This is a genomic window from Pseudomonas sp. Choline-02u-1 (genome assembly GCF_002836515.1).
Classification (GTDB): domain Bacteria; phylum Pseudomonadota; class Gammaproteobacteria; order Pseudomonadales; family Pseudomonadaceae; genus Aquipseudomonas.
In genome coordinates this window covers 21,253-45,325 of sequence record NZ_PJBC01000015.1, presented here as the reverse complement: position 1 = coordinate 45,325, position 24,073 = coordinate 21,253, and the positions used below count along the sequence as shown (strand labels likewise).

Below are 24,073 nucleotides of genomic sequence, written 5' to 3'. Positions count from 1 at the left end.
GCGCCCATGACTTCCAGAGCTCTGATTGCCCTCGCCGAGGGCGTCGATGATTTGCAAAGCGTGACCCTGATCGACGTGCTGCGCCGCGCCGGCATCGAGGTGGTCGCCGCCAGCATCGAAGGCCGGCGCATGCTGACCTGCGCGCGCGGCACCCGGCTCACCGCCGACGGCATGCTGGTCGATGTGCTGGCGCAAAGCTTTGACCTGATCGTCTTGCCGGGCGGCGCCGTCGGTTCGCAGCATTTGGCGGCGCATCAGCCCTTGCAGCAATTGCTCAAGGATCAAGCCAGCGCCGGCCGACTGTTCGCCGCCATCGGCGAAGCCCCGGCTGTCGCGCTGCAAGCTACAGGTGTGCTGCGCCAGCGCCGCATGACCTGCCTGCCCGGCGCCAGCCACCAACTCTCAGGCTGTACGTTTGTTGATCAACCGGTGGTGGTCGACGGCAACTGCATCACCGCCCAAGGCTCGGGCGCGGCGCTGGAGTTTGCCTTGACCCTGGTCGAGCAACTTGGCGGCAAGGCGTTGCGGTTGAAGATGGCGGGGGAGTTGATGGCTTGAAAGTTCAGACCTTCTCCTCCACCGGCACATGCATCCGGTCCCGATTGACCAACGTCGGGAACAGTTTGATCCACGTTCCCGTCACCACCAGCGTGCCGATCCCGCCCATGACCACCGCCGGCACGGTGCCGAACCAGTGGGCGGTGAGGCCGGATTCGAATTCGCCCAACTGGTTGGAAGCGCCGATGAACAGGCCGTTGACCGCGCTGACCCGGCCGCGCATTTCGTCCGGGGTTTCCAACTGCACGAACGAGGCGCGGATGACCATGCTGATCATGTCCGCCGCGCCGAGCACCACCAGTACCGCCAGCGAGAACCAGAACGAGGTCGACAGGCCGAACGCGATGGTGGCGACGCCGAAGATGCCGACAGCGGTGAACATCACCCGGCCGACATTGCGTTCCACGGCAAATCGCGCCAGAAACAGTGACATCAGCAACGCGCCCACCGCTGGCGCCGAGCGCAGCAAACCCAGGCCCCACGGACCGGTCAGCAGAATGTCCTTGGCGAATACCGGCAGCAACGCCGTGGCGCCACCGAGCAACACGGCGAACAGATCCAGCGAGATCGCGCCAAGGATGTCCGGGCGACTGCGGATGAAGCGAATCCCGGCCAGCAATGAATCCAGCGTGGCTTTGCCTTTATTCAACGGCGTCTGGCGTGCCGGCAGGTTGAGCATCAGCGAACAGGCGATCACATACAGCAACACGGTCGGGCCGTAGACCCAGACGCTGCCAAATGCATAGAGCAAGCCGCCGAGAGCCGGGGCGACGATGGTGGCCGACTGTTGCGCTGATTGCGCGGCGGCCACTGCACGGGGGAAAAGCGCGCTGGGGACGATGCTCGGCAGCAGCGCCTGAGTCGTCGGCATCTCGAACGAACGTGCCGCGCCGAGCAGAAAGGCGAGGATAAAAATCATCTCGCGGGTGACATGGTCCGTCGCACTGCCGATGGCCAGCGCCAAGGCAATCAATGCCTGCAACGACTGACAGAGCGCGGCGACCTTGCGCCGGTCATAGCGATCGGCGACATGCCCGGTGTGCAGCATGAACAGTACACGCGGGGCGAATTCGACCAGCCCGACCAGGCCCAGATCCAGTACGTTGCCGGTCAGTTGATAAAGATTCCAGCCAATCGCCACGGTGAGCATCTGGAAACCGCTGGCGGTGAAAATTCGCGCCAGCCAGAAGGCCATGAACGGGCGATGGTGACGTAACAGCAGGGGCGCTGGTGTGGGCATCTGAAGGCAAGTCTTGGACGAGTGAACGGCGAGATTATCACCAGTCTGTAACAGGAAGTTGCTACTGGAAATAATTCGGTCAGCCAGACAACGATTTTGTAAGCCGCGTGGATCAGGCGCGTCGGCCATTCGATTGATTCTGAAGAGTGAGACAACTTGCCACGCGGCAAACGACCACGCAGTTCGTTGGCAAAAATGGGACTACTCTTTCAACGTTGCTTGATCCAGATCAAGGCCTCATCCGGAACTGATCTGACGGCCAGTTGGCCAGACTCCCTGCGTTGCGATGGTTGTAAAAAAAGAACGAATCCGAATTCGCCGCACTCCATATCCGTGGGGGCAGTGGTGCAGGCCTCCGGGTCCGCTACCCGTACTACCTGACAGAGGAAGCCATATGTTCGGTTTAGAGGCTCTCGATCTCGCCCGAATTCAGTTCGCGTTCACCATCTCGTTCCACATTCTGTTCCCGGCCATCACCATTGGCCTGGCGAGTTACCTGGCGGTGCTCGAAGGTCTGTGGCTGAAAACCCGCAACGACACCTACCGTGACCTCTACCATTTCTGGTCGAAGATCTTCGCGGTCAACTTCGGCATGGGCGTGGTCTCCGGGCTGGTCATGGCCTATCAGTTCGGCACCAACTGGAGCCGCTTCTCCGACTTCGCCGGCGCTGTTACCGGGCCGTTGCTGACTTATGAAGTGCTTACGGCATTCTTCCTTGAGGCCGGTTTCCTCGGCGTGATGCTGTTCGGCTGGAACAAGGTCGGGCGCGGCCTGCACTTCTTCTCGACGGTGATGGTGGCGGTCGGCACGCTGATTTCGACTTTCTGGATTCTCGCCTCCAACAGCTGGATGCAGACGCCGCAGGGCTTTGAGATCGTCAACGGCCAGGTTATCCCGACCGACTGGCTGGCCATTGTCTTCAACCCGTCATTCCCTTATCGCCTGATGCACATGGCGACTGCCGCGTTCGTTGCGACGGCGTTCTTCGTCGGTTCGTCGGCGGCCTGGCACCTGCTGCGTGGCAGGGACAACCCGGCGATCCGCACCATGTTGTCGATGGCCATGTGGATGGCGCTGATCGTCGCGCCGATCCAGGCAGTGATCGGCGACTTCCACGGCCTCAATACGCTCAAGCATCAGCCAGCGAAAATCGCGGCAATCGAAGGCCACTGGGAAAACCATGGCGACGAAGCGACGCCGCTGATTCTGTTCGGCTGGCCGGACATGAAAGAAGAACGCACCAAATTCGCCGTGGAGATTCCTTATCTCGGCAGCCTGATCCTCACTCATTCGCTGGACAAACAGGTACCGGCGCTGAAGGAATTTCCACCCGAAGACCGGCCGAATTCGACCATCGTGTTCTGGTCGTTCCGGATCATGGTCGGCCTCGGCTTCCTGATGATCTTCACCGGGTTGTGGAGTCTGTGGCTGCGCAAGCGCGACTCGCTGTATACCTCGCGGCCGTTCCTGCATCTGGCCTTGTGGATGGGACCTTCGGGCCTGATCGCGATTCTGGCTGGCTGGTTCACCACGGAAATCGGCCGTCAGCCATGGGTGGTCTACGGTTTGATGCGCACTGCAGATGCTTCGTCCAACCACAGCTTCATGCAGATGAGCATCACCCTGATCATGTTCGTCGTGGTCTATTTCGCCCTGTTCGGCGCAGGTCTGGGCTACATGATGCGTCTGGTACGCAAAGGGCCGAAGATCAGCGAGGGCAGCGAAACGCCGGACGGTGGTCCAGGCAAGAAACGCACCCCGGCGCGTCCGTTGTCCGCAGCCGACGATCCGGCCGAGGGCGAGCACGAAGACAACACTCGCTTGACCAAGGAGATTTGACTCATGGGTATTGATCTTCCGCTGATCTGGGCCGTGATCATCATCTTCGGCATCATGATGTACGTGGTCATGGACGGCTTCGACCTGGGCATCGGCATTCTCTTCCCGTTCGTGCCGGGCAAGACCGATCGCGACGTGATGATGAACACGGTCGCTCCGGTCTGGGACGGCAACGAAACATGGCTGGTGCTGGGTGGCGCGGCGTTGTTCGGCGCGTTCCCGCTGGCCTATTCGGTGGTGCTGTCGGCGCTGTACCTGCCGCTGATCTTCATGCTGATGGGCCTGATCTTCCGCGGCGTGGCGTTCGAGTTCCGCTTCAAGGCCAAGGATGAAAAACGTCACCTTTGGGACAAGGCGTTCATCGGTGGTTCGATCGCGGCGACGTTCTTTCAGGGCGTGGCACTGGGGGCGTTCATCGACGGTTTGCCAGTGGTCAACCGCCAGTTTGCCGGGGGTTCACTGGACTGGCTGACGCCGTTCACGCTGTTCTGCGGCGCGGCGCTGGTAGTGGCGTATGCCTTGCTCGGCTGCACCTGGCTGATCATGAAAACCGAAGGCAAGTTGCAGGAACAAATGCACAATCTGGCGCGGCCGCTGGCGTTCGTCCTGCTGGCGGTGATCGGTATCGTCAGCCTGTGGACACCGTTGTCGCACCCGGAAATTGCTTCGCGCTGGTTCAGCATGCCGAATCTGTTCTGGTTCATGCCGGTGCCGATTCTCGTGCTGGTGACCTTGTATGGGCTGATTCGCGCGGTGGCACGTAACGCCAACTACACGCCGTTCCTGCTGACGCTGGTGCTGATCTTCCTCGGTTACAGTGGTTTGGGCATCAGCCTGTGGCCGAACATCGTGCCGCCGTCGATCTCGATCTGGGACGCCGCCGCGCCGCCGCAAAGTCAGGGCTTCATGCTGGTCGGCACACTGTTCATCATCCCGTTCATCCTGGGTTACACCTTCTGGAGCTACTACGTGTTCCGCGGCAAGGTCACCCATGAAGATGGTTACCACTAAGCGAAACCCTGTGGGAGCGGGCTTGCCCGCGATGGCGTCGCCAGCGGCGCCATCAATTTTGAAGAGGTTTGAAGACAATGACCGGCAAACATTCCCTGCACGACATCGAAGAGGCCGAAAAAAAGCCGCTGTGGCAGCGGCTCGGCTGGTTGGCCCTGATCTGGGTAGGCAGCGTGGGCGTGCTGTTCATCGCCGCCAGCCTGATGCGCATGTTCATGAATGCCGCAGGCTTGACCACCCACTGATACATCCCGTCCCGGCGCCTTCGGGTACGGCTTTGCAACCCTCCTCACGGAGGGTTTTTTATGCCCGGTACTATTTTCGGGCTTTGAGGATGACGAACTTCGGCGTGGCCGCAACTTGCTCGACACCGCGGAACAAGCGCGCCAGTTTGCTGTGATAGCCAAGGTGACGATTGCCGACGATGTACAGCGCACCGCCGACTACCAGCGCCTCGCGCGCCTGCTGGAACATGCGCCAGGCGAGGAAGTCGCCGACCACCTGCTGCTGATGGAAGGGGGGATTACACAGCACCACGTCCAGTGACTGCGGCGCTTGCCCGGCCAGACCGTCGCCAGCGCGCACGATGACTTCGCGATCGCCCAACGCCGCGCGCCAGTTCTCGGCAGCCGATTGCACCGCCATGAACGATTCATCGACCAGCGTGTAATGCGCATCCGGGTTCCGTAGGGCACTGGCAATTGCCAGAACACCGTTGCCGCAACCCAGGTCGGCGACTCGCGCGTTGCCAAGGTTGTTGGGCAGATGCGGCAGAAAGGCGCGAGTGCCGATGTCCAGGCCTTCGCGGCAGAACACGTTGGCATGGTTGAGTAGTTCGATCGCCGGTTCGTCGAGGCGATAACGAGTCGGGTAGGGCGATGTAGCGGGCGCTTTGGTTTCAGGCGTGGCAATCAGCAGCCGGGCTTTTTTCACCGCCAACGACGCCTGCACCGGGCCGATGTATTGCTCCAGCAGATCGCCGGCAGCACGCGGCAGATGCTTGATCATGGCGGCGGCGATCACTTGCGCGCCCGGAGCGAGTTGTCCTTGCAGGCGGATCAACTGCTCCTCCAGGAGCGCCAAGGTCTTGGGAACCCGGATCAGCACCCGATCAAACGGCCCGACCAGAGGCTCACTGGCCGGTATCGGACGGATCGCGTCGAACGCCTGGCCGTTGCGCAGCAGATTCTTTTCCAGCCCGACGAAACCCAGGAACGAGTCGCCGCTGCTGCTCACCTCGACCTTGCCCAGCAGACTGATCGCCAGAGCGCCGAAGCTGTCGTTGAGCACCAGCACGCGGGCGCTGCTTGCCAGTTGTTCACTGGCCAGATGATTGAGCAGGTATTCGTCGGCTGCATCGAAGGCTTGCAGCGGTTCATTCTGCTGTTCGGGCTGGCGGATCAGGTCGAGTTGGGCGAAAGGTGTTTCGAGCAAAGGCATGGGGCGGGGACTCAGGCTATTCGGCAGATATCCCGTTGCCTGCATGTCGTGCGACGGGATCCGACCGAGTGGACTGCGATGCAAGCGGTGTGCGTCATCACTCGGAGAGGCCTGAATGGTACGTTTTTTTGCACGCAAATACTTGAAGGATTACCGCGCGATAGCGTTCAGCTGTCAGGTGAACCCGGCCCGCGCGGCGGCGATCGCCTGAATATCATTACCAATCACGAGTGTTTGGCGAGCCTGTTTTGCGGGACACTGAGGCCGATCGTCTCAAGGAGTGCCTCATGACTGCCAGTGCCGAGAAATACACCACCCAGACCTTGCTTGATGTGCAACCGTTGACCCCGAATCTGTTCACGCTACGCACCAGCCGCGATCCCGGGTTTCGCTTCCGCGCCGGCCAGTTCGCGCGGCTGGGCGTGACCAAGGCTGACGGCAGCACGGTCTGGCGCGCTTACTCGATGATGTCGTCGCCGTTCGACGAGTTTCTTGAGTTCTTTTCCATCGTCGTGCCGGGCGGCGAATTCACCAGTGAGCTGAGCCGGCTCCAGGTTGGCGACACTTTGATGGTCGAGCGTCAGGCGTTCGGCTACCTGACGCTGGATCGCTTTGTCGACGGCCGAGATCTGTGGTTACTGTCCACCGGTACCGGAGTGGCGCCGTTTCTGTCGATCCTGCAGGACTTCGAAGTCTGGGAAAAATTCGAGCGCATCATCCTGGTTTACAGCGTGCGTGAAGCGCGGGAGCTGGCCTATCAGGCGTTGATCGCCGGGTTGGCGCAACGTGACTACCTCAGAGAGCATGCGCACAAGCTGCAATTCATCCCGACCGTGACCCGTGAAGCGCATCCCGGGGCGTTGCAGGGCCGGATTACTACGCTGATCGAAAATGGCGAACTGGAGCGAGCGGCAGGCGTTCAACTTTCGCCAGAGCATTCGCGGGTAATGTTGTGCGGCAACCCGCAGATGATCGACGACACCCGCGCCTTGCTCAAGCAGCGCGACATGCGTCTGAGCCTGACGCGCAAGCCGGGGCAGGTTGCCGTGGAGAATTACTGGTAACGAAAACGGCACCCGCAGGTGCCGTTTTATTGCGAAGCGAATGCTTCAGGGCCGTTCGTTCTGCGCCTTGAGCAGGTCGCGAATCTCGCCCAGCAGTTGCTCTTCCTTGCTCGGGATCGGCGGCGCGGTCGGTGCGACGGCTTCTTCGCGCTTGAGGCGGTTGATGGCTTTGACGCCCATGAAAATCGCGAATGCGACGATCACGAAATCCAGCACCGTCTGCAGAAATTTGCCGTAAGCCAGCACCACGGCGGGCGCGTCACCCTGGGCGGCTTTGAGCGTGACGGCCAGATCACTGAAGTCGACCCCACCGATCAACAGGCCGATCGGCGGCATGATCACGTCGCCGACAAACGACGAAACGATCTTGCCGAACGCCGCGCCGATGATGATACCGACGGCCATATCGACCACATTGCCTTTGACCGCGAAGGCCTTGAACTCGCTAAGCACGCCCATAGTTATTTCCTTGTTACAGATGAGTTTGGTGTGAGCAGTGTAAATCAGCGAAACGCCTATTGCGCGAAACACCTTCTTACAATGCCCGTTTTTATCGACACATCAATTGACGATTAGTTTGCAAAGTGCCAGCAGTCGCGCGCGAAATACGCGTTAAATCGCTGATTGCACAGGCAAATTCTTCAATCGTGGCGTTATGTTCTTTCTATTTATGTTCTGCGGCACAGGCCTCTAGCCTTGGTGTGGCGCACCCGGATGCGCCCAATAAAACCAGAGGAATCTGAGATGACAACCACTCCTGGACTGGGGGCTTTTCCCCATCGCCGCACCCTCGGCGTCCTCACCGCCAGCCTGCTGACCTTCTCGGTCAATGCCGCTCCGCTGACCCGCGATAATGGCGCTGCTGTCGGTGACAATCAGAACTCGCAAACCGCTGGGGCCACCGGCCCGGTGCTTTTGCAGGATGTGCAGCTGATCCAGAAGCTGCAGCGCTTCGACCGTGAACGCATCCCCGAGCGCGTCGTGCATGCGCGCGGTACCGGAGCCCACGGCACCTTCACCGTGACCGACGACCTCAGCGACCTGAGCAAGGCCAAGGTGTTCGCAGCAGGTCAGAGCACGCCAGTATTCGTGCGTTTTTCGGCCGTGGTGCACGGCAACCATTCCCCGGAAACCCTGCGCGACCCGCGCGGCTTCGCCACCAAGTTCTACACCGCTGACGGTAATTGGGATCTGGTCGGCAACAACTTCCCGACCTTCTTCATCCGCGATGCGATCAAGTTCCCGGACATGGTGCACGCCTTCAAACCCGATCCACGCACTAACCTCGATGATGATTCGCGCCGGTTCGATTTCTTCTCGCACGTACCCGAAGCCACCCGCACACTGACCGAGTTGTATTCCAACTACGGCACGCCGGCCAGTTATCGAGAGATGGATGGTAATGGCGTGCATGCCTACAAGCTGATCAATGCAAAAAATGAAGTTCACTATGTGAAGTTTCATTGGAAGAGTTTGCAAGGCATCAAGAATCTCACGCCAAAACAAGTCAGCGAAGTTCAGGGTCAGGATTACAGTCACATGACCAACGACTTGGTGAGCAATATCAACAAGGGTAACTTTCCGAAGTGGGACTTGTACGTGCAAGTTCTCAAGCCGCAGGATTTGTCCACGTTCGATTTCGACCCGCTGGATGCAACCAAGATCTGGCCGGGGATTGCCGAGCGCAAAGTGGGACAAATGGTCTTGAACCGTAATCCTGCCAACGTGTTCCAGGAAACCGAACAAGTGGCCATGGCGCCGGCCAACGTCGTTCCGGGTATCGAGCCTTCGGAAGACCGCTTGTTGCAGGGGCGGGTGTTCTCTTATGCCGATACGCAGATGTATCGCCTCGGCGCCAACGCTTTGCAATTGCCGATCAACGCGCCGAAAACCGCAGTGAACAATGGTAATCAGGACGGCGCGATGAACTTCGGCGCCAGCCAGTCCGGCGTCAATTACCAGCCAAGTCGCCTGCAACCGCGTGAAGAGACGCCAGCGGCGCGTTACAGCCAGTCGGCGCTGTCGGGCAGCACCCAGCAGGCGAAGATTCAGCGTGAGCAGAACTTCAAGCAGGCCGGTGATCTGTATCGCTCGTACAGCAAGCAGGAGCGTCGCGACCTGATTGACAGCTTCGGCGGCTCGCTGGCTACCACCGATGACGAGAGCAAACACATCATTCTGTCGTTCCTGTACAAGGCCGACCCTGAGTACGGCAGCGGCGTGACCGAGGTGGCCAAGGGCGATCTCGGCCGCGTGAAAGCACTGGCGGCGAAACTGACCGACTGATAGCGATGCGGCGCACGCGAGGGCCCGTCCGGCCTCGCGTGCGTTCAGGAGAGAGTTCGATGCGTATTTGTCTTTTATGGTTGACCGCGTGTCTGTCGTTCGCAGCGTCGGCGGCGCCGGTCGAGCAAAGCCCCGAGTCGCTCAAGGCGCAGTTGCAGGATTACTACTTCGATGCCGCCCGGCGCGGCGATGTGCCGATGCTCGAGACGTTTATCGAGTCCGGTTATTCCCTCGATACCCGTGACAGCAAGGGTTACACCGCGCTTATTCTGGCGGCATATCACGGTCAGGCGCCGGCGGTTGAACGCCTGCTCGCCGCCGGAGCCGATGCCTGTGCGCAGGATCAACGCGGCAACACGGCGCTGATGGGCGCGATTTTCAAAGGCGAGTTGCAGATCGCCCGGCGCCTGATGGCCACCGATTGCAGCCCCGACCAACGTAACGGCGCCGGCCAGACAGCGGCGATGTATGCCGGGCTGTTCAAACGTCTGGAATTGCTCGATGCATTAAAAGCCAAGGGCGCCGACCTCAATGCCGAGGATCCGCTGGGCAACAGTGCCGCGCGTCTGGCCAGCGGCGAAATCCGCACCGCTGCGCCGCACTGATCGGCGATGGCTGCGTTATCATCGCGTCTTTTGTTCCGGGGGTTCTGATGGCCAAGGCCAAGCGCATGTACGGCTGCACCGAGTGCGGCGCAACCTTTCCCAAGTGGGCCGGGCAGTGCGGCGAGTGCGGTGCCTGGAACACCCTGACCGAAACCATGATCGAAAGCGGCGGTGCCACGGCACCCACCGGGCGCACCGGCTGGGCTGGCCAGCAGGCGCAGATCAAGACCCTGGCCGAAGTCAGCATCGAAGAAATTCCACGTTTTTCCACCGCTTCCGGTGAACTCGATCGCGTGCTCGGCGGCGGTCTGGTGGACGGTTCGGTGGTGCTGATCGGCGGTGATCCGGGTATCGGCAAGTCGACCATTTTGCTGCAGACCCTGTGCAATCTGGCCAAGAGCATGCCGGCGCTTTACGTCACCGGTGAGGAATCCCAGCAGCAAGTGGCGATGCGTGCACGCCGTCTCGGCCTGCCGCAGGATCAACTGCGGGTGATGACCGAAACCTGCATCGAAACCATCATCGCCACCGCCCGCCAGGAAAAGCCCAAGGTGATGGTGATCGACTCGATCCAGACCATTTTCACCGAACAATTGCAATCGGCGCCGGGCGGCGTGTCCCAGGTGCGTGAAAGCGCGGCGCTGCTGGTGCGGTACGCCAAGCAGAGCGGGACAGCGATCTTCCTCGTCGGCCACGTCACCAAAGAGGGCGCTTTGGCCGGTCCTCGTGTCCTGGAACACATGGTCGACACCGTGCTGTATTTCGAAGGTGAATCCGATGGTCGTCTGCGTCTGCTGCGTGCGGTGAAAAACCGTTTCGGCGCGGTCAACGAGTTGGGCGTGTTCGGCATGACCGACAAGGGTCTGAAAGAGGTCTCCAATCCATCGGCGATTTTCCTCACGCGCGCTCAGGAAGAAGTCCCGGGCAGTGTGGTCATGGCAACGTGGGAAGGCACTCGACCGATGCTGGTCGAAGTGCAGGCGCTGGTCGATGACAGTCATCTGGCCAATCCGCGCCGAGTGACGCTGGGCCTGGATCAGAACCGTCTGGCGATGCTGCTTGCCGTGCTGCATCGCCATGGCGGGATTCCGACCCACGATCAGGACGTTTTCCTCAACGTGGTGGGTGGCGTGAAGGTGCTGGAGACGGCGTCGGATCTGGCGCTGATGGCGGCAGTCATGTCGAGCTTGCGCAACCGGCCGTTGCCGCATGATCTGCTGGTGTTCGGCGAAGTTGGCCTTTCCGGCGAAGTACGCCCGGTGCCGAGCGGCCAGGAGCGCTTGAAAGAAGCGGCCAAGCACGGCTTCAAACGCGCGATCGTACCCAAGGGCAACGCACCGAAAGAGTCGCCGGCGGGCTTACAGATCATTGCCGTGACTCGCCTCGAACAAGCCCTGGACGCACTCTTCGAGTAACCACAATCCCCTATGTAGGAGCTGCCGAAGGCTGCGATCTTTTGATCTTGCTTTTAAAAGATCAGGATCAAAAGATCGCAGCCTTCGGCAGCTCCTACAGGGGGCCAGGTCAGATCTCGATCAGTGCACCCAGTTCGCGTTCCAGCTCGGCCTCATCCGCCAGATTCAGCTCGATCAACCGGCGCAGGCGCTGGATCGATTCCAGGCTGATGTGGCGACAGATGAACCCCAAGTGCCCGTTCTCCTCATGCGCCAGATGCACATCCATCTGGATATCGACGTCTTCGCTCAGATGAATGTCGACGAAGAAGTCCTGCTCTTTATTCCCGAGCCACGGCTCCGGTCGCTCGATCAGCAGACCCTTGAGCGATAGGTCGATCAGTTTGACCGGCCAGATGTACTCGCCCTGTTTCAGCTCGGTTCGGGCATCGAACGCAATACGTTTGAAACGACGTCGATTGGCAGGGTGCTCACTCATGGCGCAATCCTCATGAAGGTTCGCTGACTATAGACCGCGAATGCGGACGCCAGCCAATCGCTCAAGCGTCTAGACCTATGTCGGGGTATGGCCTTTGGCGCCGTAAGCGCTAAACTCGGGGTGGCTGTCTTTCTTGTCCACCCTGGCTGGAATAATAAAATGAAAAATAATAATAGCCTGCTGCGCCACTTACCCTGGCTCGTGCTGGCAATCGTAGGAGCGTGCGCCCTGGGCGTAGTGGCATTGCGCCGCGGCGAGGCGATCAACGCCTTGTGGATTGTGGTCGCTGCCGTGGCCATTTATCTGGTTGCGTACCGTTACTACAGTCTGTTCATCGCCAACAACGTGATGCAACTGGATCCGCGTCGGGCCACCCCCGCCGTGCTCAACAACGATGGTCTGGACTATGTGCCGACCAACAAACACATTCTTTTCGGTCACCACTTCGCGGCCATCGCTGGCGCGGGGCCGCTGGTCGGTCCGGTGCTGGCGGCGCAGATGGGGTATCTGCCCGGCACACTCTGGCTGATTGCCGGTGTGGTGCTGGCGGGCGCGGTGCAGGACTTCATGGTCCTGTTCATGTCGACCCGACGCAACGGCCGTTCCCTGGGCGACATGGTGCGTGAAGAGATGGGCCGGATTCCCGGAACCATCGCACTGTTCGGCTGCTTCCTGATCATGATCATCATCCTCGCGGTGCTGGCGCTGATCGTGGTCAAGGCCTTGGCCGAGAGCCCGTGGGGCATCTTCACCGTGATGGCGACCATCCCGATCGCGATGTTCATGGGCATCTACATGCGCTACATCCGCCCGGGCCGCATCGGCGAGATCTCCGTGGTCGGTGTGTTGCTGCTGCTCGGTTCGATCTGGCTGGGCGGGCAGATTGCTGCCGATCCGGTATGGGCCAAAGCCTTCACCTTCACCGGTGTGCAGATTACCTGGATGCTGGTCGGTTACGGTTTTGTGGCTGCATCGCTGCCGGTCTGGCTGATTCTGGCGCCGCGTGACTACCTGTCGACCTTCCTCAAGATCGGCACCATCGTCGCGCTGGCGATCGGCATTCTGGTGACCATGCCCGAGCTGAAAATGCCGGCGCTGACCCAGTTCGTCGACGGCACCGGGCCGGTGTGGAAGGGCGGTCTGTTCCCGTTCCTGTTCATCACCATTGCCTGCGGCGCGGTATCGGGTTTCCACGCACTGATTTCTTCGGGCACCACGCCGAAGCTTTTGGATAACGAAACCAACGCCCGTTACATCGGTTACGGCGGCATGCTGATGGAATCGTTCGTGGCGATCATGGCCATGGTTGCCGCTTCGGTGATCGAGCCGGGCGTGTACTTCGCCATGAACAGCCCGGCCGCCGTGGTTGGCAGTGATGCCGCGTCAGTAGCGCAAATGGTCACCAGTTGGGGCTTCGCAATCACGCCGGAGGCGCTGCAAGCGGTTGCCCATGACATCGGCGAAACCACAATCCTGGCTCGCGCCGGTGGTGCGCCGACCCTGGCGGTGGGTATTGCGCAGATCCTGCACAGTGTCCTGCCGGGCGAAAACACCATGGCGTTCTGGTACCACTTCGCGATCCTGTTCGAAGCGCTGTTCATTCTGACGGCTGTCGACGCCGGTACCCGTGCCGGGCGTTTCATGCTGCAGGACCTGCTCGGTTCCTTCGTTCCGGCGCTGAAGCGTACCGAATCGTGGACTGCCAACCTGATTGCCACCGCCGGTTGTGTGGCGATGTGGGGCTGGTTGCTGTATCAGGGCGTGATCGATCCACTGGGCGGCATCAACACCCTGTGGCCATTGTTCGGCATCTCCAACCAGATGCTCGCCGGTATCGCGCTGATGCTCGGCACCGTGGTTCTGATCAAGATGAAGCGCCAGCGCTACATCTGGGTCACCCTGTTGCCGGCTACATGGCTGTTGATCTGCACCACCACGGCTGGCTTCATCAAGCTGTTCGACGCCAACCCGGCGATCGGCTTCCTGTCCCTGGCCAAGAAGTACAGCGATGCGCTGGCCAATGGTCAGGTGCTGGCACCGGCGAAAAGCGTCGAGCAGATGCAGCACGTGATCTTCAACGCCTACACCAACGCCACACTCACCGCGCTGTTCCTGTTCGTGGTGTTCAGCATCCTGTTCTATGCGCTCAAGGTCGGCATCGCCGCCTGGGGCAAAAAAGAGCGTACGGACAAAGAATCGCCATTCCAGGCCCTGCCCGATGCGTAACCGGAGGATTGCAGCATGTTCAATGACCTGAGTCGCCTCGGTAAATACCTCGGTCAGGCCGCGCGCCTGATGGTCGGCATGCCCGACTACGACACCTACGTCGAGCATATGCAAACCAAACACCCGGACAAACCGGTGATGAGCTACGAGATGTTCTTTCGCGAACGTCAGGAGGCCCGTTACGGTGGCAAGGGTGGGCCGAAGTGCTGTTGAGCTGACAGCCTGCGGTTGAGGTAATCCCCTGTGGGAGCGGGCTTGCTCGCGAAAGCGGTGTGTCATCGGGCAATGATGTCGGCTGACACGACCCCTTCGCGAGCAAGCTCGCTCCCACATTTGTTTTTGTGTTGTTCATTTATATGAAGGAGAAAGCGTTTGTCCTCTCCCATTCCGGTAACGGTACTCAGCGGTTTCCTCGGCGCTGGCAAAACCACTTTGCTGCGCCACTTATTGAAAGCCGAGCACGGCCTGAAGATCGCCGTGATCGAAAACGAATTCAGCGACGCCGGCATCGACACCCAACTGTTGGGTGACGAGCCGGTGCAAGTCATGACCCTGGCCAACGGCTGCGTCTGCTGCACGATTCACACCGACCTGACCAAGGCCCTGTACCTGCTGCTCGAACGCCTGGACAGCGGCGAGATCGCGTTTGATCGTCTGGTTATCGAGTGCACAGGGCTTGCCGATCCGGCGCCGGTGGCGCAGACCTTTTTCATCGACGAAGAACTGCGCGAGCGTTACCTGCTCGACGGCATCATCACCCTGGTCGATGCCGCTCACGCCGATGTGCACCTGACCCAGACCATCGCTCAGGCCCAGATCGGTTTCGCCGATCGCCTGCTGGTGAGCAAGACCGATCTGGTTGACGGGGCAACCTTCACCGCGCTCAGCGAGCGACTGACACGAATCAACCGCCGCGCGCCGATCCGCGTGGTCGAGCATGGCAACATCGATCTGGGCGAACTGCTGGATGTGCGCGGCTTCAATCTCAATGCCGATCTGGGCGGCGGATTGAGCCTGCGGCCGGTGAGCAAGGCGCCGTCGATTGATCGCATCTCCAGCCTTGTTCTGCGCACCGATCAGGCGCTGGATATCGATCAGCTCAGCGAGTTCATGAACGAACTGCTGGAAGAACACGGCAAGCAATTGCTGCGTTACAAAGGCGTGCTGAATATTGCTGGCGAGGATCGGCGGCTGGTGTTTCAGGGCGTGTTGAAGCTTTATGGTTTTGACTGGGACACCGAGTGGGCCGAGGGCGAGGCGCGGGAAAGCGTGATCGTGTTCATCGCCGATGACTTGCCGGAAGAGAAGATTCGGGCGGGGTTTGCCACAGTGGTGGCGCTCTGATGGGGCTTTGTTGTCATTGATGGCCTCTTCGCGAGCAAGCCCGCTCCCACAGTTGACTGCATTTCTCTGGAAGGAATACGGTCTCCTGTGGGAGCGGGCTTGCTCGCGAAGGCAATCTAACCGACAGCATAAGACTCAAGGTCTGAACCCAGCAGCGTTTGCTCAAGATGATCCAGATGCTGACCCATCAGCATCCCGGCCTTTGAAGCATCTCGTCGCTCCAAGGCCTCTACCAGCGCCGAATGTTCCTGCCATGCGCAACAGCTGTGCGTCTGCGACGTGCTTCGCGCAATCGCCAACGATGTCAACGGCACCAGACTCCCGAGAAAATGCGCCAGCGGCACATTCCCCGCCATCCGCGCCATCAGCACATGAAACTCCCCGGACAAACGAATCGCCGTTGCGCGCCGATCCTGCTCTACGGCGCGCTTCTCGCGTTCAATCAAGGTGCGCAAGCGTGTCAATTGTTCTATCTGCGGACGCTGACACGCCAGCCGCACCAATGTGCTTTCGGCTAGCCGACGCGCATGCAAGGTCTGCCTGATCAGTTCACGATCTGGCGCCGCCACGCGCGGTCGATGATTGGCGCGCAATACCACGATCTGTTCATGGGACAACTGGGTCAGCACCCGCCGCACATCGGCGCGGCTGGCGCTGAACATCGCCTTCAGACTGTCCTCGGTGAACCGGCTGGCTTCATCGATACGCTGTTCGAGTATTGCGTCGAACACTCGCGGGTACAGATCCTCCACCGGCGCCCGCTGGTGAAGGAAGGGCAGGGCGGTCGAATGCGCATGCGATGCGCAAGCAAAACTGTTCATGGCCGTTCTCCTGGCAAATCAGGTGGGCAGGTTGTCGTCCGGAATATTCAGCTCAACGCCCATGCGCTGGCCTTCGCGCAGAATGTGCCGACGCATTTCGGCGCTGGCCTGAGCGCTGTTCTTGCTGCGAATCGCGCGGACCACCGCTTCGTTTTCTTGCAGACGTTCGGCCAGATGCTCGGGAGAGTTGCGCAACACTTCGGCACTTTGCTTGAGGGCATTGCTGGTCTGCTGTACCACGCTCTGGAAAATCGGGTTCGAGGTCAGCGTGAACAGTTCTTCGTGGAAGGCGATGTAGGCGCTGACCCCGGCCTCGCTGTCACCGGCCTCGAGGGCTTCGCGCATGTCCATCAGGGTCAGGCGCAGCTGGCCGACTTCCTTGCTGCTAATCGATTGCGCGACCAGTCCGACAATGAACGGCTCGAGGGTGTAGCGCAGCTGCAGCACATCTTCGAGACTGGCGCCGGCTACCGCGCTGTCGTGGCTCTGGCTGTCGCTCAGTTGTGCGTCGAGCACGACTACGCCTTTGCCCGGCATCGAGCGCACCAGGCCGAGGGTTTCCAGCACGGTCACCGCTTCGCGCAGGCTTGGTCGGCTGATGCCCAATTGCTCGGCCAGTTCGCGCTGGCCCGGCAGCATGTCGCCGGAGCGCCACTGCCCTCGGGCCAACGCGGCGCGGAGCTTTTCCACCACTGAGTTGACGACGGTTGAAGTTGTTATCACGTATTGGCTCCCTGCGCCGTGCCTGCCAGGCAGCAGGCACGGCACTCATTCAAAATTCTTTGGCCGCCGCCTGGGCGACAGTTTTTCGCGGTTGAAAGTTATAGCCCTGTTCGCCGTTGAGCACCTTGTTCGCGCGCTGCACGTCAATGTCCTTTTCCCAGCGGGCGATGGCCACAGTGGCGACGCAGTTGCCGATCAGATTGGTCAGCGCCCGGCCGATGCCCATGAACCAGTCCACGGCCAACACCAGCACCAGACCGACTACGGGAATCGCTGGGATCGCCGTCAGTGTTGCGGCGAGAATCACCAGCGCCGAGCCGGGAATGCCGTGGGCACCCTTGGAGGTGATCAGCGACACCAGCAGGATGGTCAGCAAGTCGGTCATCGCCAGTGGTGTGCCGGTGGCGTTGGCGATAAACACGATGGCCAGAGTCAGATAGATCGAGAAACCGTCAAGGTTGAACGAATACCCGGTCGGGATCACCAGACCGACAGTGGAGCTGCCGATGCCGAGGTGTTCGAGCTTGCGCATGATCTGCGGCAGTACGGCGTCGGAAGAAGCGGTACCCATGACGATCAGCAGTTCTTCACGCAGGTACTTGAGCAGCGGCCACATGCGCAGGCCGGAAGCACGCATCACCAGACCGAGAATCAGTGCGACAAACGCGACGCACGTCAGATAGAACAAACCGACCAGACTGCCCAGGTGCTGCAGCGAATCCAGGCCATATTTGCTGGTGGTGAAGGCGATGGCGCCGAACACGCCGATCGGCGCCAGACGCACGATCATGCCCATGATGCGGAAGATCACGTGGCTCAGTTCGTTGATCAGCCGCGAGATACCGGACGCCGCTTCGCCGACCAGATTCAGCGCGCTGCCAAACAATACCGAGAACAGCAGCACTTGCAGAATATTGTTGTCAGCGAAGGCACCGATCACCGAGGTCGGGATCAGGTCCATGAGGAATTGGGTGGTGGTGTGCATGTGCTGGCCGCGCTCGGCGAGGTCGCCCATGTCGGCGCTGGAAAGCTGTTCCAGATGGATATTCGCGCCGCTGCCGATGCCGGTACTGAAGGCGAACACCAGGCCGATCACCAGGGCGATGGTGGTCAGCACTTCAAAGTAGATCACCGACTTGAGGCCGATGCGCCCGACCTTCTTCAGGTCGCCCGCGCCGCTGATGCCGCTGACCACCACGCAGAACACGATCAGGCCGATAAGCATCTTGATCAGTTTGATGAAGCCATCGCCGAGCGGTTTGAGCTGGGCCGAGTATTCAGGGAGGGTCAGCCCACAGACGATGCCGAACATCAGTCCGAGGACCACTTGGAGGAAGATTGAACGCGAGCACCATCTGAGCATGGGAGGAATCCTGGGTCGGTGTCCTGGCTGCCGCACGCTTGGCGCATCGGATTCAGGACTTAATTATTGTGGTCTTACCGGTATGTCCAGTGCAGGCGCAGTCTAGGCTAGGGTTTTTCCTGATTACAAGGGGTGAACATGAATTTGGCATGACCGGTCTGACCAGCGGCCAAAGCCGCGTAGGAGCTGCCGAAGGCTGCGATCTTTTGATCTTGTTTTTAAAATCCAGATCAAAGGATCGCAGCCTTGGGCAGCTCCTACAGCTGAATTGCAGGCGAAAAAAAACCGGCCAATCACTTGGCCGGTTTTTCCTGCTGCAGATTTAACGTCGCACTTAAGCGCCGTACACCGGCAGTTTCTTGCAGATAGCTTTGACTTTCTCACGAACGGCGTCGATCACCGCTTCGTTGTTCAGGTCTGCCAGGATGTCGCAGATCCAGCCGGCCAGCTCTTTGCACTCAGCTTCCTTGAAGCCGCGAGTGGTCACAGCCGGGGTACCGAAACGCAGGCCAGAGGTGACGAACGGCGAGCGTGGATCGTTAGGCACCGAGTTCTTGTTCACGGTGATGAACGCTTTGCCCAGCGCGGCGTCAGCGTCTTTGCCGGAGATGTCCTGCTTGATCAGCGACAGCAGGAACAGGTGGTTTTCAGTACCGCCCGAAACCACGTCGAAACCGCGCTCGATGAATACGCTGGCCATGGCCTGGGCGTTTTTCACCACTTGTTGCTGGTAGGCCTTGAACTCAGGCTGCAGCGCTTCCTTGAAGCAGATTGCCTTGGCGGCGATCACGTGCTCCAGCGGGCCACCCTGGGCGCCCGGGAATACGGCGGAGTTGAGCTTCTTCTCGATCTCGGCATTCGCCTTCGCGAGGATCAGACCGCCACGTGGACCGCGCAGGGTCTTGTGCGTGGTAGTGGTCACGACGTCAGCGAACGGCACCGGGTTCGGGTAGACACCAGCGGCAACCAGACCGGCGACGTGAGCCATGTCGACGAACAGGTAGGCGCCGACCTTGTCAGCGATTTCGCGGAAGCGCGGGAAGTCGAGAATCTGCGAGTAGGCCGAGAAACCGGCAACGATCATTTTCGGCTTGTGCTCGACCGCCAGGCGCTCGACTTCGTCGTAGTCGATCAGGCCGTTGGCATCGATACCGTATTGAACGGCGTTGTACAGCTTGCCCGAGGAGGAAACGCTGGCGCCGTGGGTCAGGTGACCACCATGGGCCAGGCTCATGCCCAGAATGGTGTCGCCAGCCGACAGCAGAGCCAGGTACACAGCGGCGTTGGCTTGGGAACCTGCGTGCGGTTGAACGTTGGCGTAATCGGCGCCGAACAGTTCCTTGGCACGGTCGATGGCCAGTTGCTCGACCACGTCAACGTATTCGCAACCACCGTAGTAGCGCTTGCCCGGATAACCTTCGGCGTACTTGTTGGTCAGGACCGAGCCTTGAGCTTCCATCACCGCTGGGCTGGTGTAGTTTTCCGAAGCGATCAGCTCAATGTGTTCTTCCTGACGCTGAGCTTCTTGCTCCATGGCGGCAAAAAGGTCGGCGTCGTACTTGGCAATAGTCAAATCACGGCTGAACATGGCGGTCCTCAAGGATCGGGGGCAGAAAAGGGGGGCATTCTAACCCAACCGCTTTTGGATGACATATGAAACGACATCATGTCGCAGACAAGTGGCGTTCATGCGCAGACAGGTGGCGTTTGTGCCGACTCACCCCGGATCTTGTGACTGGCATCAACCTGTAGGAGCTGCCGCAGGCTGCGATCTTTTCGGGCACGCCGCAAATCTTCAGTCGAACATGAACAGCGCATCATTGCTGAACTGCGCCTCGAACCGTCCCGCCGGCATGGGTCGACCAAACAGATAACCCTGCACCTCATCGCAGCCATGCTCACGCAGGAATTCCAGTTGCTCGTGGGTTTCCACGCCCTCGGCGATCACCGCCAGATTCAGGCTGTGGGCCATGGCGATGATCGCGCGGGCAATCTGCGCGTCCTGTTCGCCGGACGGCAGGCCGTCGACGAAGGTGCGGTCGATCTTCAGCACGTCGATCGGGAATTGCTTGAGGTAGTTCAGCGATGAATAACCGGTGCCGAAGTCGTCGACCGCAATGCTCAGGCCGAGGTTCTTCAGCCCGGCCAGAATCTGCATTGCCTCGCTGACCTCACGCATCAGGATACTTTCGGTCAGCTCCAGTTCCAGGCATGCCGGCGGCAGACCGGTTTCGCGCAGGATCGTAGCGATCCGCGTGCCCAATTGGCCGTCGGAGAACTGCCGTGCGGAAATGTTCACCGAGACCTTCGGCACCCGCACGCGCTGCTGGTGCCAGGTTTTCAGCTGCCGGCAGGCCTCGCTGATTACCCAATCACCCACGTCCACCACCAGCCCAAGCTCTTCCAGTACCGGAATGAAATCTCCCGGCGGCACCAGCCCACGCCGCGGATGGCGCCAGCGCAGCAAAGCTTCGGCGCCGGTCAGGCGTTTGCCGTCGCCGCTGAACTGCGGCTGGTAGTACAGGACAAATTCGTTCTGCTCCAGCGCATGGCGCAGATCGCTTTCCAGCTCCAGACGTTCCAGCGCACTGGCGTTCATGTCGGCCTGGTAGAACTGGAAGTTGTTTTTGCCGCGTTCCTTGGCGTGGTACATCGCCGTGTCGGCGTTCTTCATCAACTGGCTGAGTTCATTGCCGTCCTGCGGGCTCAGCGCGATGCCGATACTTGCGGTGACAAAAAACTCGCGACCCTCGAGCACGAAGGGGCGCACCAGGCTGGCGAGAATCTGCTCGGCGACGTGAATCGCCCGGTTAAGCGCCAGTTCGCGGCTGGAGCGATGCTGCAACAGCAAGGTAAATTCGTCGCCACCCATGCGCGCCACGGTGTCGTCTTCGCCGACGCAGGCCAGCAGGCGCGTGGCCATGTCCTTGAGCATGCGGTCGCCGGCAGCGTGGCCGAGCGAGTCGTTGATCGGTTTGAAGCGGTCCAGATCGAGGAACATCAGCACCACCCATGACTTCTGTCGCTCGGCCGCTTGCAGCGCGGTGTGCAGGCGGTCCTGGAACAGCGTGCGGTTCGGCAGGTGGGTGAGGGCGTCGTAATAGGCGAGGCGGTGGATGCGCTGCTCGCTGGCCTTGCGCTCGCTGATGTCGCTGAAGAAACACACGTAACTGGCCAGATCGCCCTCGTCGTCGAGCACGGCAGTGATGCCGACCCACGCCGGGTAATGCTCGCCGTTACGGCGCTTCATCCACACTTCGCCTTCCCAGGTGCTGTGCTCGTGCAATTGCTTGAGCACGTAGCGCAGGTGCGCGTCCTGCTGCTCGTCGACGGTGAGCATGTTCGGCAACTGGTCGAGCACTTCGCCAACGGTGTAACCGCTGACCCGACTGAAGGCTTCGTTGGCCTGGACGATATAGCCGGCCGGGTCAGTAATCAGGATGGCCGAAGTCGAATGCTCGAAAACCGTGGCCGCCATGCGCAGGTCTTTCTCGGCGCGGCGCTGCTGGCTGATGTCGCGACCGACACCGAGCACGCCTTCAAACGCGCCATGCTCGTCCCACACCAGGACCAGACGCAGCTCGATCGGAATCTTCCGGCCATCGGCGCGCAGGCAATCGAACAGGAACAATTGCGTCTGCACCTGACTGCGCAACAGCGTCAATTGTTCGGGTTTGTCGAGGGCCTTGCTGACGCGATCCATCAGCGCGTAGATGCCGTTCAGTTGCCCCGGATTGGCGATCGTCGATTGCCAGCCGTTCTGAAAAATCCACTCGGCGTTGTAACCCAGCACGGCCTGCACCGACGGGCTGACGTAGTTCAGCGAGAGCTTGCTGTCGGTGGAGAAGATCACATCGCTGATGCTTTCGGCGAGCATGCGGTAGCGCTGCTCGCTGTCACGCAGCGATTCGCTGGCTTCGATCTGTTCAGTGATGTCCTTGGCCACGCCGATGATTCGCGTGACCTGATCGTGCTTGTCCCGCGCCAGCGCCTGTTCACGGATGTCGAAACGCCGCCACTTGCCGTCGCGATGGCGGAAGCGCAACTGGCATTGCAGCAACTGGCTGTAACCGGCGTGACGCTGCAACTGCCGCGAGCGATGGTAGTCATCGGCGTCTTCCGGGTGCAGGAGGATTTCCCAGAAGTACTCGCCCATCTGATGCAGTTCGCTGCGGTTGTAACCGAGGGTCTGGCCGAGGTGGTGGTTGCTGAAAATCATCCGCTGGCTGATCACGTCCTGCACATACAGATGATCCGGCACGGTGCGCACCACGTCCGACCAGAAACCTTCGCGCTCCAGCAGCGACAGCTCGATCAGCTTGCGGCTGGTGATGTCGTTGATGCTGAGGATCACCGCTTTATAGTCGTCCTGTTCGCTCGGCAGGCGCAGGACCATCCACAGGTGCTGGTCGCGACCGTTGCTGTTGGGCAGTTTGATTTCCAGTTCCAGCTGCTTCTGCTGCTGCAGGACGGCGTCGAGGATCGGCTGGCCGATTGCACATTGCGGGTGGCGCCGGCCGTCGATCAGCAATTGCCAGGCCTCGTCGCAGGAATGCACATCAAGCAGTTGCAGGGCGACCTGATTGACTTCGGTGACGCGCATTTCCTGCAGAAGTTGCTGGCGCTGCTGCGGTTGGTCGAGCCAGGCCTTGAGCTGGTCGCTGGTCTGGATCTGCGCCTTGTCGAACATCTGCTTGAGACCGGACAGGTCAAGCACGCACAGGGCCACGCCGGTGCCTTCGAAAATATCCTGATAACGCCGCCGGCCTTCGTGCACCTGACGCTGGCGGCGGCGCATGTTCAGCAGCGCGATCACCGGCAACATCGAGAACGCCAGGCCGAGCAGGCATTTGCCGATGAACGCCGGGAGCAATTCTTCCAGTACGCGCTGGCGGTCGAACAGCCCACGCAATTGCCAGTCGCTGCTGCTCAGCGGCACGGTCAGCACAGTGTTGGCGACATCGTCGGGGGTCAGCCCGCCAGCCTTGGTCGAGGGCAGCCCAGTTTCGCGGCTGATGATCTGGTGATTGAGGCGGTTTTCCACCAGCCACAACGGGCGCAGGGCGGTGGCGTCCTGTTTGGTCAGCGAGTCGAAGAAGGTCGGCGTCAGGCGCAAGGCCCAGTAACCGCGACTGCTGCCGCTGGCCTGATGCAACAGCAGATGCACCACCGAGCCGTCATCGGCGTTGCTGAAATAATGCGCCTGAGCGCGACTGCGGCGCACCAGTTCGGTCAGGTAATCGGCGTCGGAGCTGTCGGTGGCGCTGTCACTGATAATGCGGCCTGAGGGCGAGAGCAGGGCCATGCTGCGCAGATCGGGCAGCGAGCGTTGCAGTTTGCGTAGCAACATCTGCTGTTCGTCGGCCGATTGTGGTTGTTCGACGATCGGTAGCAGATTGAGGGCGATTTGCGCGTTCAGCGCCATGTTCAGGCTGACCTGAGCGGCGAGGTCGGCGGTGTAATCGATGGTGTACTGACGCTGGTTCTTCTGGGTTTCGCGCAATTGATCGAGCAGTTGCCAGAACAGCAATGCGAGCAATAACAGCACGAGGGTGGCCAGCGCCCCCTTCAATGTCCCGCGCAAGGGCGAGCCGGGCGCCGGTGGGGTGCTGCTCACAGAGGCTGGCGGAGTGACATTGGTCAAGCTGTGATCCTGCGA

General features: G+C 60.5%; 21 protein-coding genes. 12 read left to right on the top strand and 9 right to left on the bottom strand.

Annotated elements, in window-relative coordinates; translation table 11 throughout:
* Positions 1-6: 6 nt before the first annotated feature.
* A complete protein-coding gene (locus tag CXF97_RS12855) occupies positions 7-558 on the top strand; it encodes a DJ-1 family glyoxalase III (RefSeq protein ID WP_101158813.1) in 552 nt (183 codons plus the stop codon).
* A gap of 4 nt (positions 559-562) precedes the next feature.
* Here the strand turns inward: CXF97_RS12855 and CXF97_RS12850 are convergent, their stop codons facing one another.
* Positions 563-1,798, bottom strand: coding sequence for an MFS transporter (locus CXF97_RS12850; RefSeq protein ID WP_101158812.1), 1,236 nt, complete (start codon positions 1,796-1,798; stop codon positions 563-565).
* Between the two features lie 394 nt (positions 1,799-2,192).
* On the opposite strand from CXF97_RS12850, the gene CXF97_RS12845 reads away from it, so the two are divergent.
* The 3 genes from CXF97_RS12845 (at position 2,193) to CXF97_RS12835 (ending at position 4,894) form a co-directional block, all read left to right on the top strand.
* On the top strand, positions 2,193-3,638 hold the full coding sequence (locus CXF97_RS12845) for a cytochrome ubiquinol oxidase subunit I (RefSeq protein ID WP_101158811.1): 1,446 nt from the start codon (positions 2,193-2,195) through the stop codon (positions 3,636-3,638).
* A gap of 3 nt (positions 3,639-3,641) precedes the next feature.
* Positions 3,642-4,649 (top strand): cytochrome d ubiquinol oxidase subunit II, encoded by a 1,008-nt coding sequence (gene cydB, locus CXF97_RS12840; protein WP_101158810.1) that lies wholly within the window; start codon positions 3,642-3,644, stop codon positions 4,647-4,649.
* Between the two features lie 77 nt (positions 4,650-4,726).
* Complete coding sequence (locus CXF97_RS12835; RefSeq protein WP_016773090.1) at positions 4,727-4,894, top strand: DUF2474 domain-containing protein; 168 nt, start codon at positions 4,727-4,729, stop codon at positions 4,892-4,894.
* A gap of 70 nt (positions 4,895-4,964) precedes the next feature.
* Here the strand turns inward: CXF97_RS12835 and CXF97_RS12830 are convergent, their stop codons facing one another.
* Complete coding sequence (locus tag CXF97_RS12830) at positions 4,965-6,089, bottom strand: class I SAM-dependent methyltransferase (RefSeq protein WP_101158809.1); 1,125 nt, start codon at positions 6,087-6,089, stop codon at positions 4,965-4,967.
* Positions 6,090-6,376: 287 nt separating this feature from the next.
* Between CXF97_RS12830 and CXF97_RS12825 the strand changes: the two genes are divergently transcribed.
* The gene (locus CXF97_RS12825) at positions 6,377-7,153 is read left to right on the top strand and encodes a ferredoxin--NADP reductase (RefSeq protein WP_101158808.1); all 777 of its coding nucleotides are present in this window, start codon (positions 6,377-6,379) and stop codon (positions 7,151-7,153) included.
* Positions 7,154-7,198: 45 nt separating this feature from the next.
* On the opposite strand, the gene mscL is transcribed toward CXF97_RS12825, so the two are convergent.
* A complete protein-coding gene (gene mscL / locus CXF97_RS12820) occupies positions 7,199-7,612 on the bottom strand; it encodes a large-conductance mechanosensitive channel protein MscL (protein ID WP_024014404.1) in 414 nt (137 codons plus the stop codon).
* A gap of 285 nt (positions 7,613-7,897) precedes the next feature.
* Between mscL and katB the strand changes: the two genes are divergently transcribed.
* The 3 genes from katB to radA are packed head-to-tail and all read left to right on the top strand — an operon-like array spanning position 7,898 to position 11,459.
* Positions 7,898-9,439 (top strand): catalase KatB, encoded by a 1,542-nt coding sequence (katB, locus tag CXF97_RS12815; protein ID WP_101158807.1) that lies wholly within the window; start codon positions 7,898-7,900, stop codon positions 9,437-9,439.
* Between the two features lie 59 nt (positions 9,440-9,498).
* Positions 9,499-10,044, top strand: coding sequence for an ankyrin repeat domain-containing protein (locus CXF97_RS12810; protein ID WP_101158806.1), 546 nt, complete (start codon positions 9,499-9,501; stop codon positions 10,042-10,044).
* A 47-nt stretch (positions 10,045-10,091) separates the two neighbouring features.
* Positions 10,092-11,459 carry a DNA repair protein RadA gene (gene radA / locus CXF97_RS12805; protein ID WP_095181861.1) on the top strand — a complete coding sequence of 456 codons (1,368 nt, stop codon included), beginning with the start codon at positions 10,092-10,094 and terminating at the stop codon, positions 11,457-11,459.
* 109 nt (positions 11,460-11,568) lie between these two features.
* Here the strand turns inward: radA and CXF97_RS12800 are convergent, their stop codons facing one another.
* Positions 11,569-11,937 carry a PilZ domain-containing protein gene (locus tag CXF97_RS12800; RefSeq protein ID WP_101158805.1) on the bottom strand — a complete coding sequence of 123 codons (369 nt, stop codon included), beginning with the start codon at positions 11,935-11,937 and terminating at the stop codon, positions 11,569-11,571.
* Positions 11,938-12,096: 159 nt separating this feature from the next.
* Between CXF97_RS12800 and CXF97_RS12795 the strand changes: the two genes are divergently transcribed.
* The 3 genes from CXF97_RS12795 (at position 12,097) to yjiA (ending at position 15,507) form a co-directional block, all read left to right on the top strand.
* Positions 12,097-14,163: a carbon starvation CstA family protein gene (locus tag CXF97_RS12795; protein ID WP_041477781.1), complete on the top strand. Its 2,067-nt coding sequence runs from the start codon at positions 12,097-12,099 to the stop codon at positions 14,161-14,163.
* A 15-nt stretch (positions 14,164-14,178) separates the two neighbouring features.
* Positions 14,179-14,376 (top strand): YbdD/YjiX family protein, encoded by a 198-nt coding sequence (locus tag CXF97_RS12790; protein ID WP_003228401.1) that lies wholly within the window; start codon positions 14,179-14,181, stop codon positions 14,374-14,376.
* 159 nt (positions 14,377-14,535) lie between these two features.
* Positions 14,536-15,507 (top strand): GTPase, encoded by a 972-nt coding sequence (gene yjiA / locus CXF97_RS12780; RefSeq protein ID WP_101158804.1) that lies wholly within the window; start codon positions 14,536-14,538, stop codon positions 15,505-15,507.
* A 116-nt stretch (positions 15,508-15,623) separates the two neighbouring features.
* Here yjiA and CXF97_RS12775 read toward each other — a convergent pair whose 3' ends face one another.
* The 3 genes from CXF97_RS12775 to CXF97_RS12765 are packed head-to-tail and all read right to left on the bottom strand — an operon-like array spanning position 15,624 to position 18,414.
* Positions 15,624-16,328, bottom strand: coding sequence for a GntR family transcriptional regulator (locus CXF97_RS12775; RefSeq protein ID WP_101158803.1), 705 nt, complete (start codon positions 16,326-16,328; stop codon positions 15,624-15,626).
* An 18-nt stretch (positions 16,329-16,346) separates the two neighbouring features.
* The gene (locus tag CXF97_RS12770; RefSeq protein WP_101158802.1) at positions 16,347-17,051 is read right to left on the bottom strand and encodes a FadR/GntR family transcriptional regulator; all 705 of its coding nucleotides are present in this window, start codon (positions 17,049-17,051) and stop codon (positions 16,347-16,349) included.
* A gap of 49 nt (positions 17,052-17,100) precedes the next feature.
* The gene (locus tag CXF97_RS12765) at positions 17,101-18,414 is read right to left on the bottom strand and encodes a C4-dicarboxylate transporter DctA (RefSeq protein WP_101158801.1); all 1,314 of its coding nucleotides are present in this window, start codon (positions 18,412-18,414) and stop codon (positions 17,101-17,103) included.
* A 149-nt stretch (positions 18,415-18,563) separates the two neighbouring features.
* Between CXF97_RS12765 and CXF97_RS28225 the strand changes: the two genes are divergently transcribed.
* On the top strand, positions 18,564-18,740 hold the full coding sequence (locus CXF97_RS28225) for a hypothetical protein (RefSeq protein WP_178081183.1): 177 nt from the start codon (positions 18,564-18,566) through the stop codon (positions 18,738-18,740).
* A gap of 8 nt (positions 18,741-18,748) precedes the next feature.
* On the opposite strand, the gene glyA is transcribed toward CXF97_RS28225, so the two are convergent.
* Positions 18,749-20,002 carry a serine hydroxymethyltransferase gene (gene glyA, locus CXF97_RS12760; protein WP_101158800.1) on the bottom strand — a complete coding sequence of 418 codons (1,254 nt, stop codon included), beginning with the start codon at positions 20,000-20,002 and terminating at the stop codon, positions 18,749-18,751.
* A 207-nt stretch (positions 20,003-20,209) separates the two neighbouring features.
* Positions 20,210-24,058, bottom strand: coding sequence for a cyclic di-GMP receptor MorA (morA, locus tag CXF97_RS12755; protein WP_101158799.1), 3,849 nt, complete (start codon positions 24,056-24,058; stop codon positions 20,210-20,212).
* Positions 24,059-24,073 lie beyond the last annotated feature (15 nt).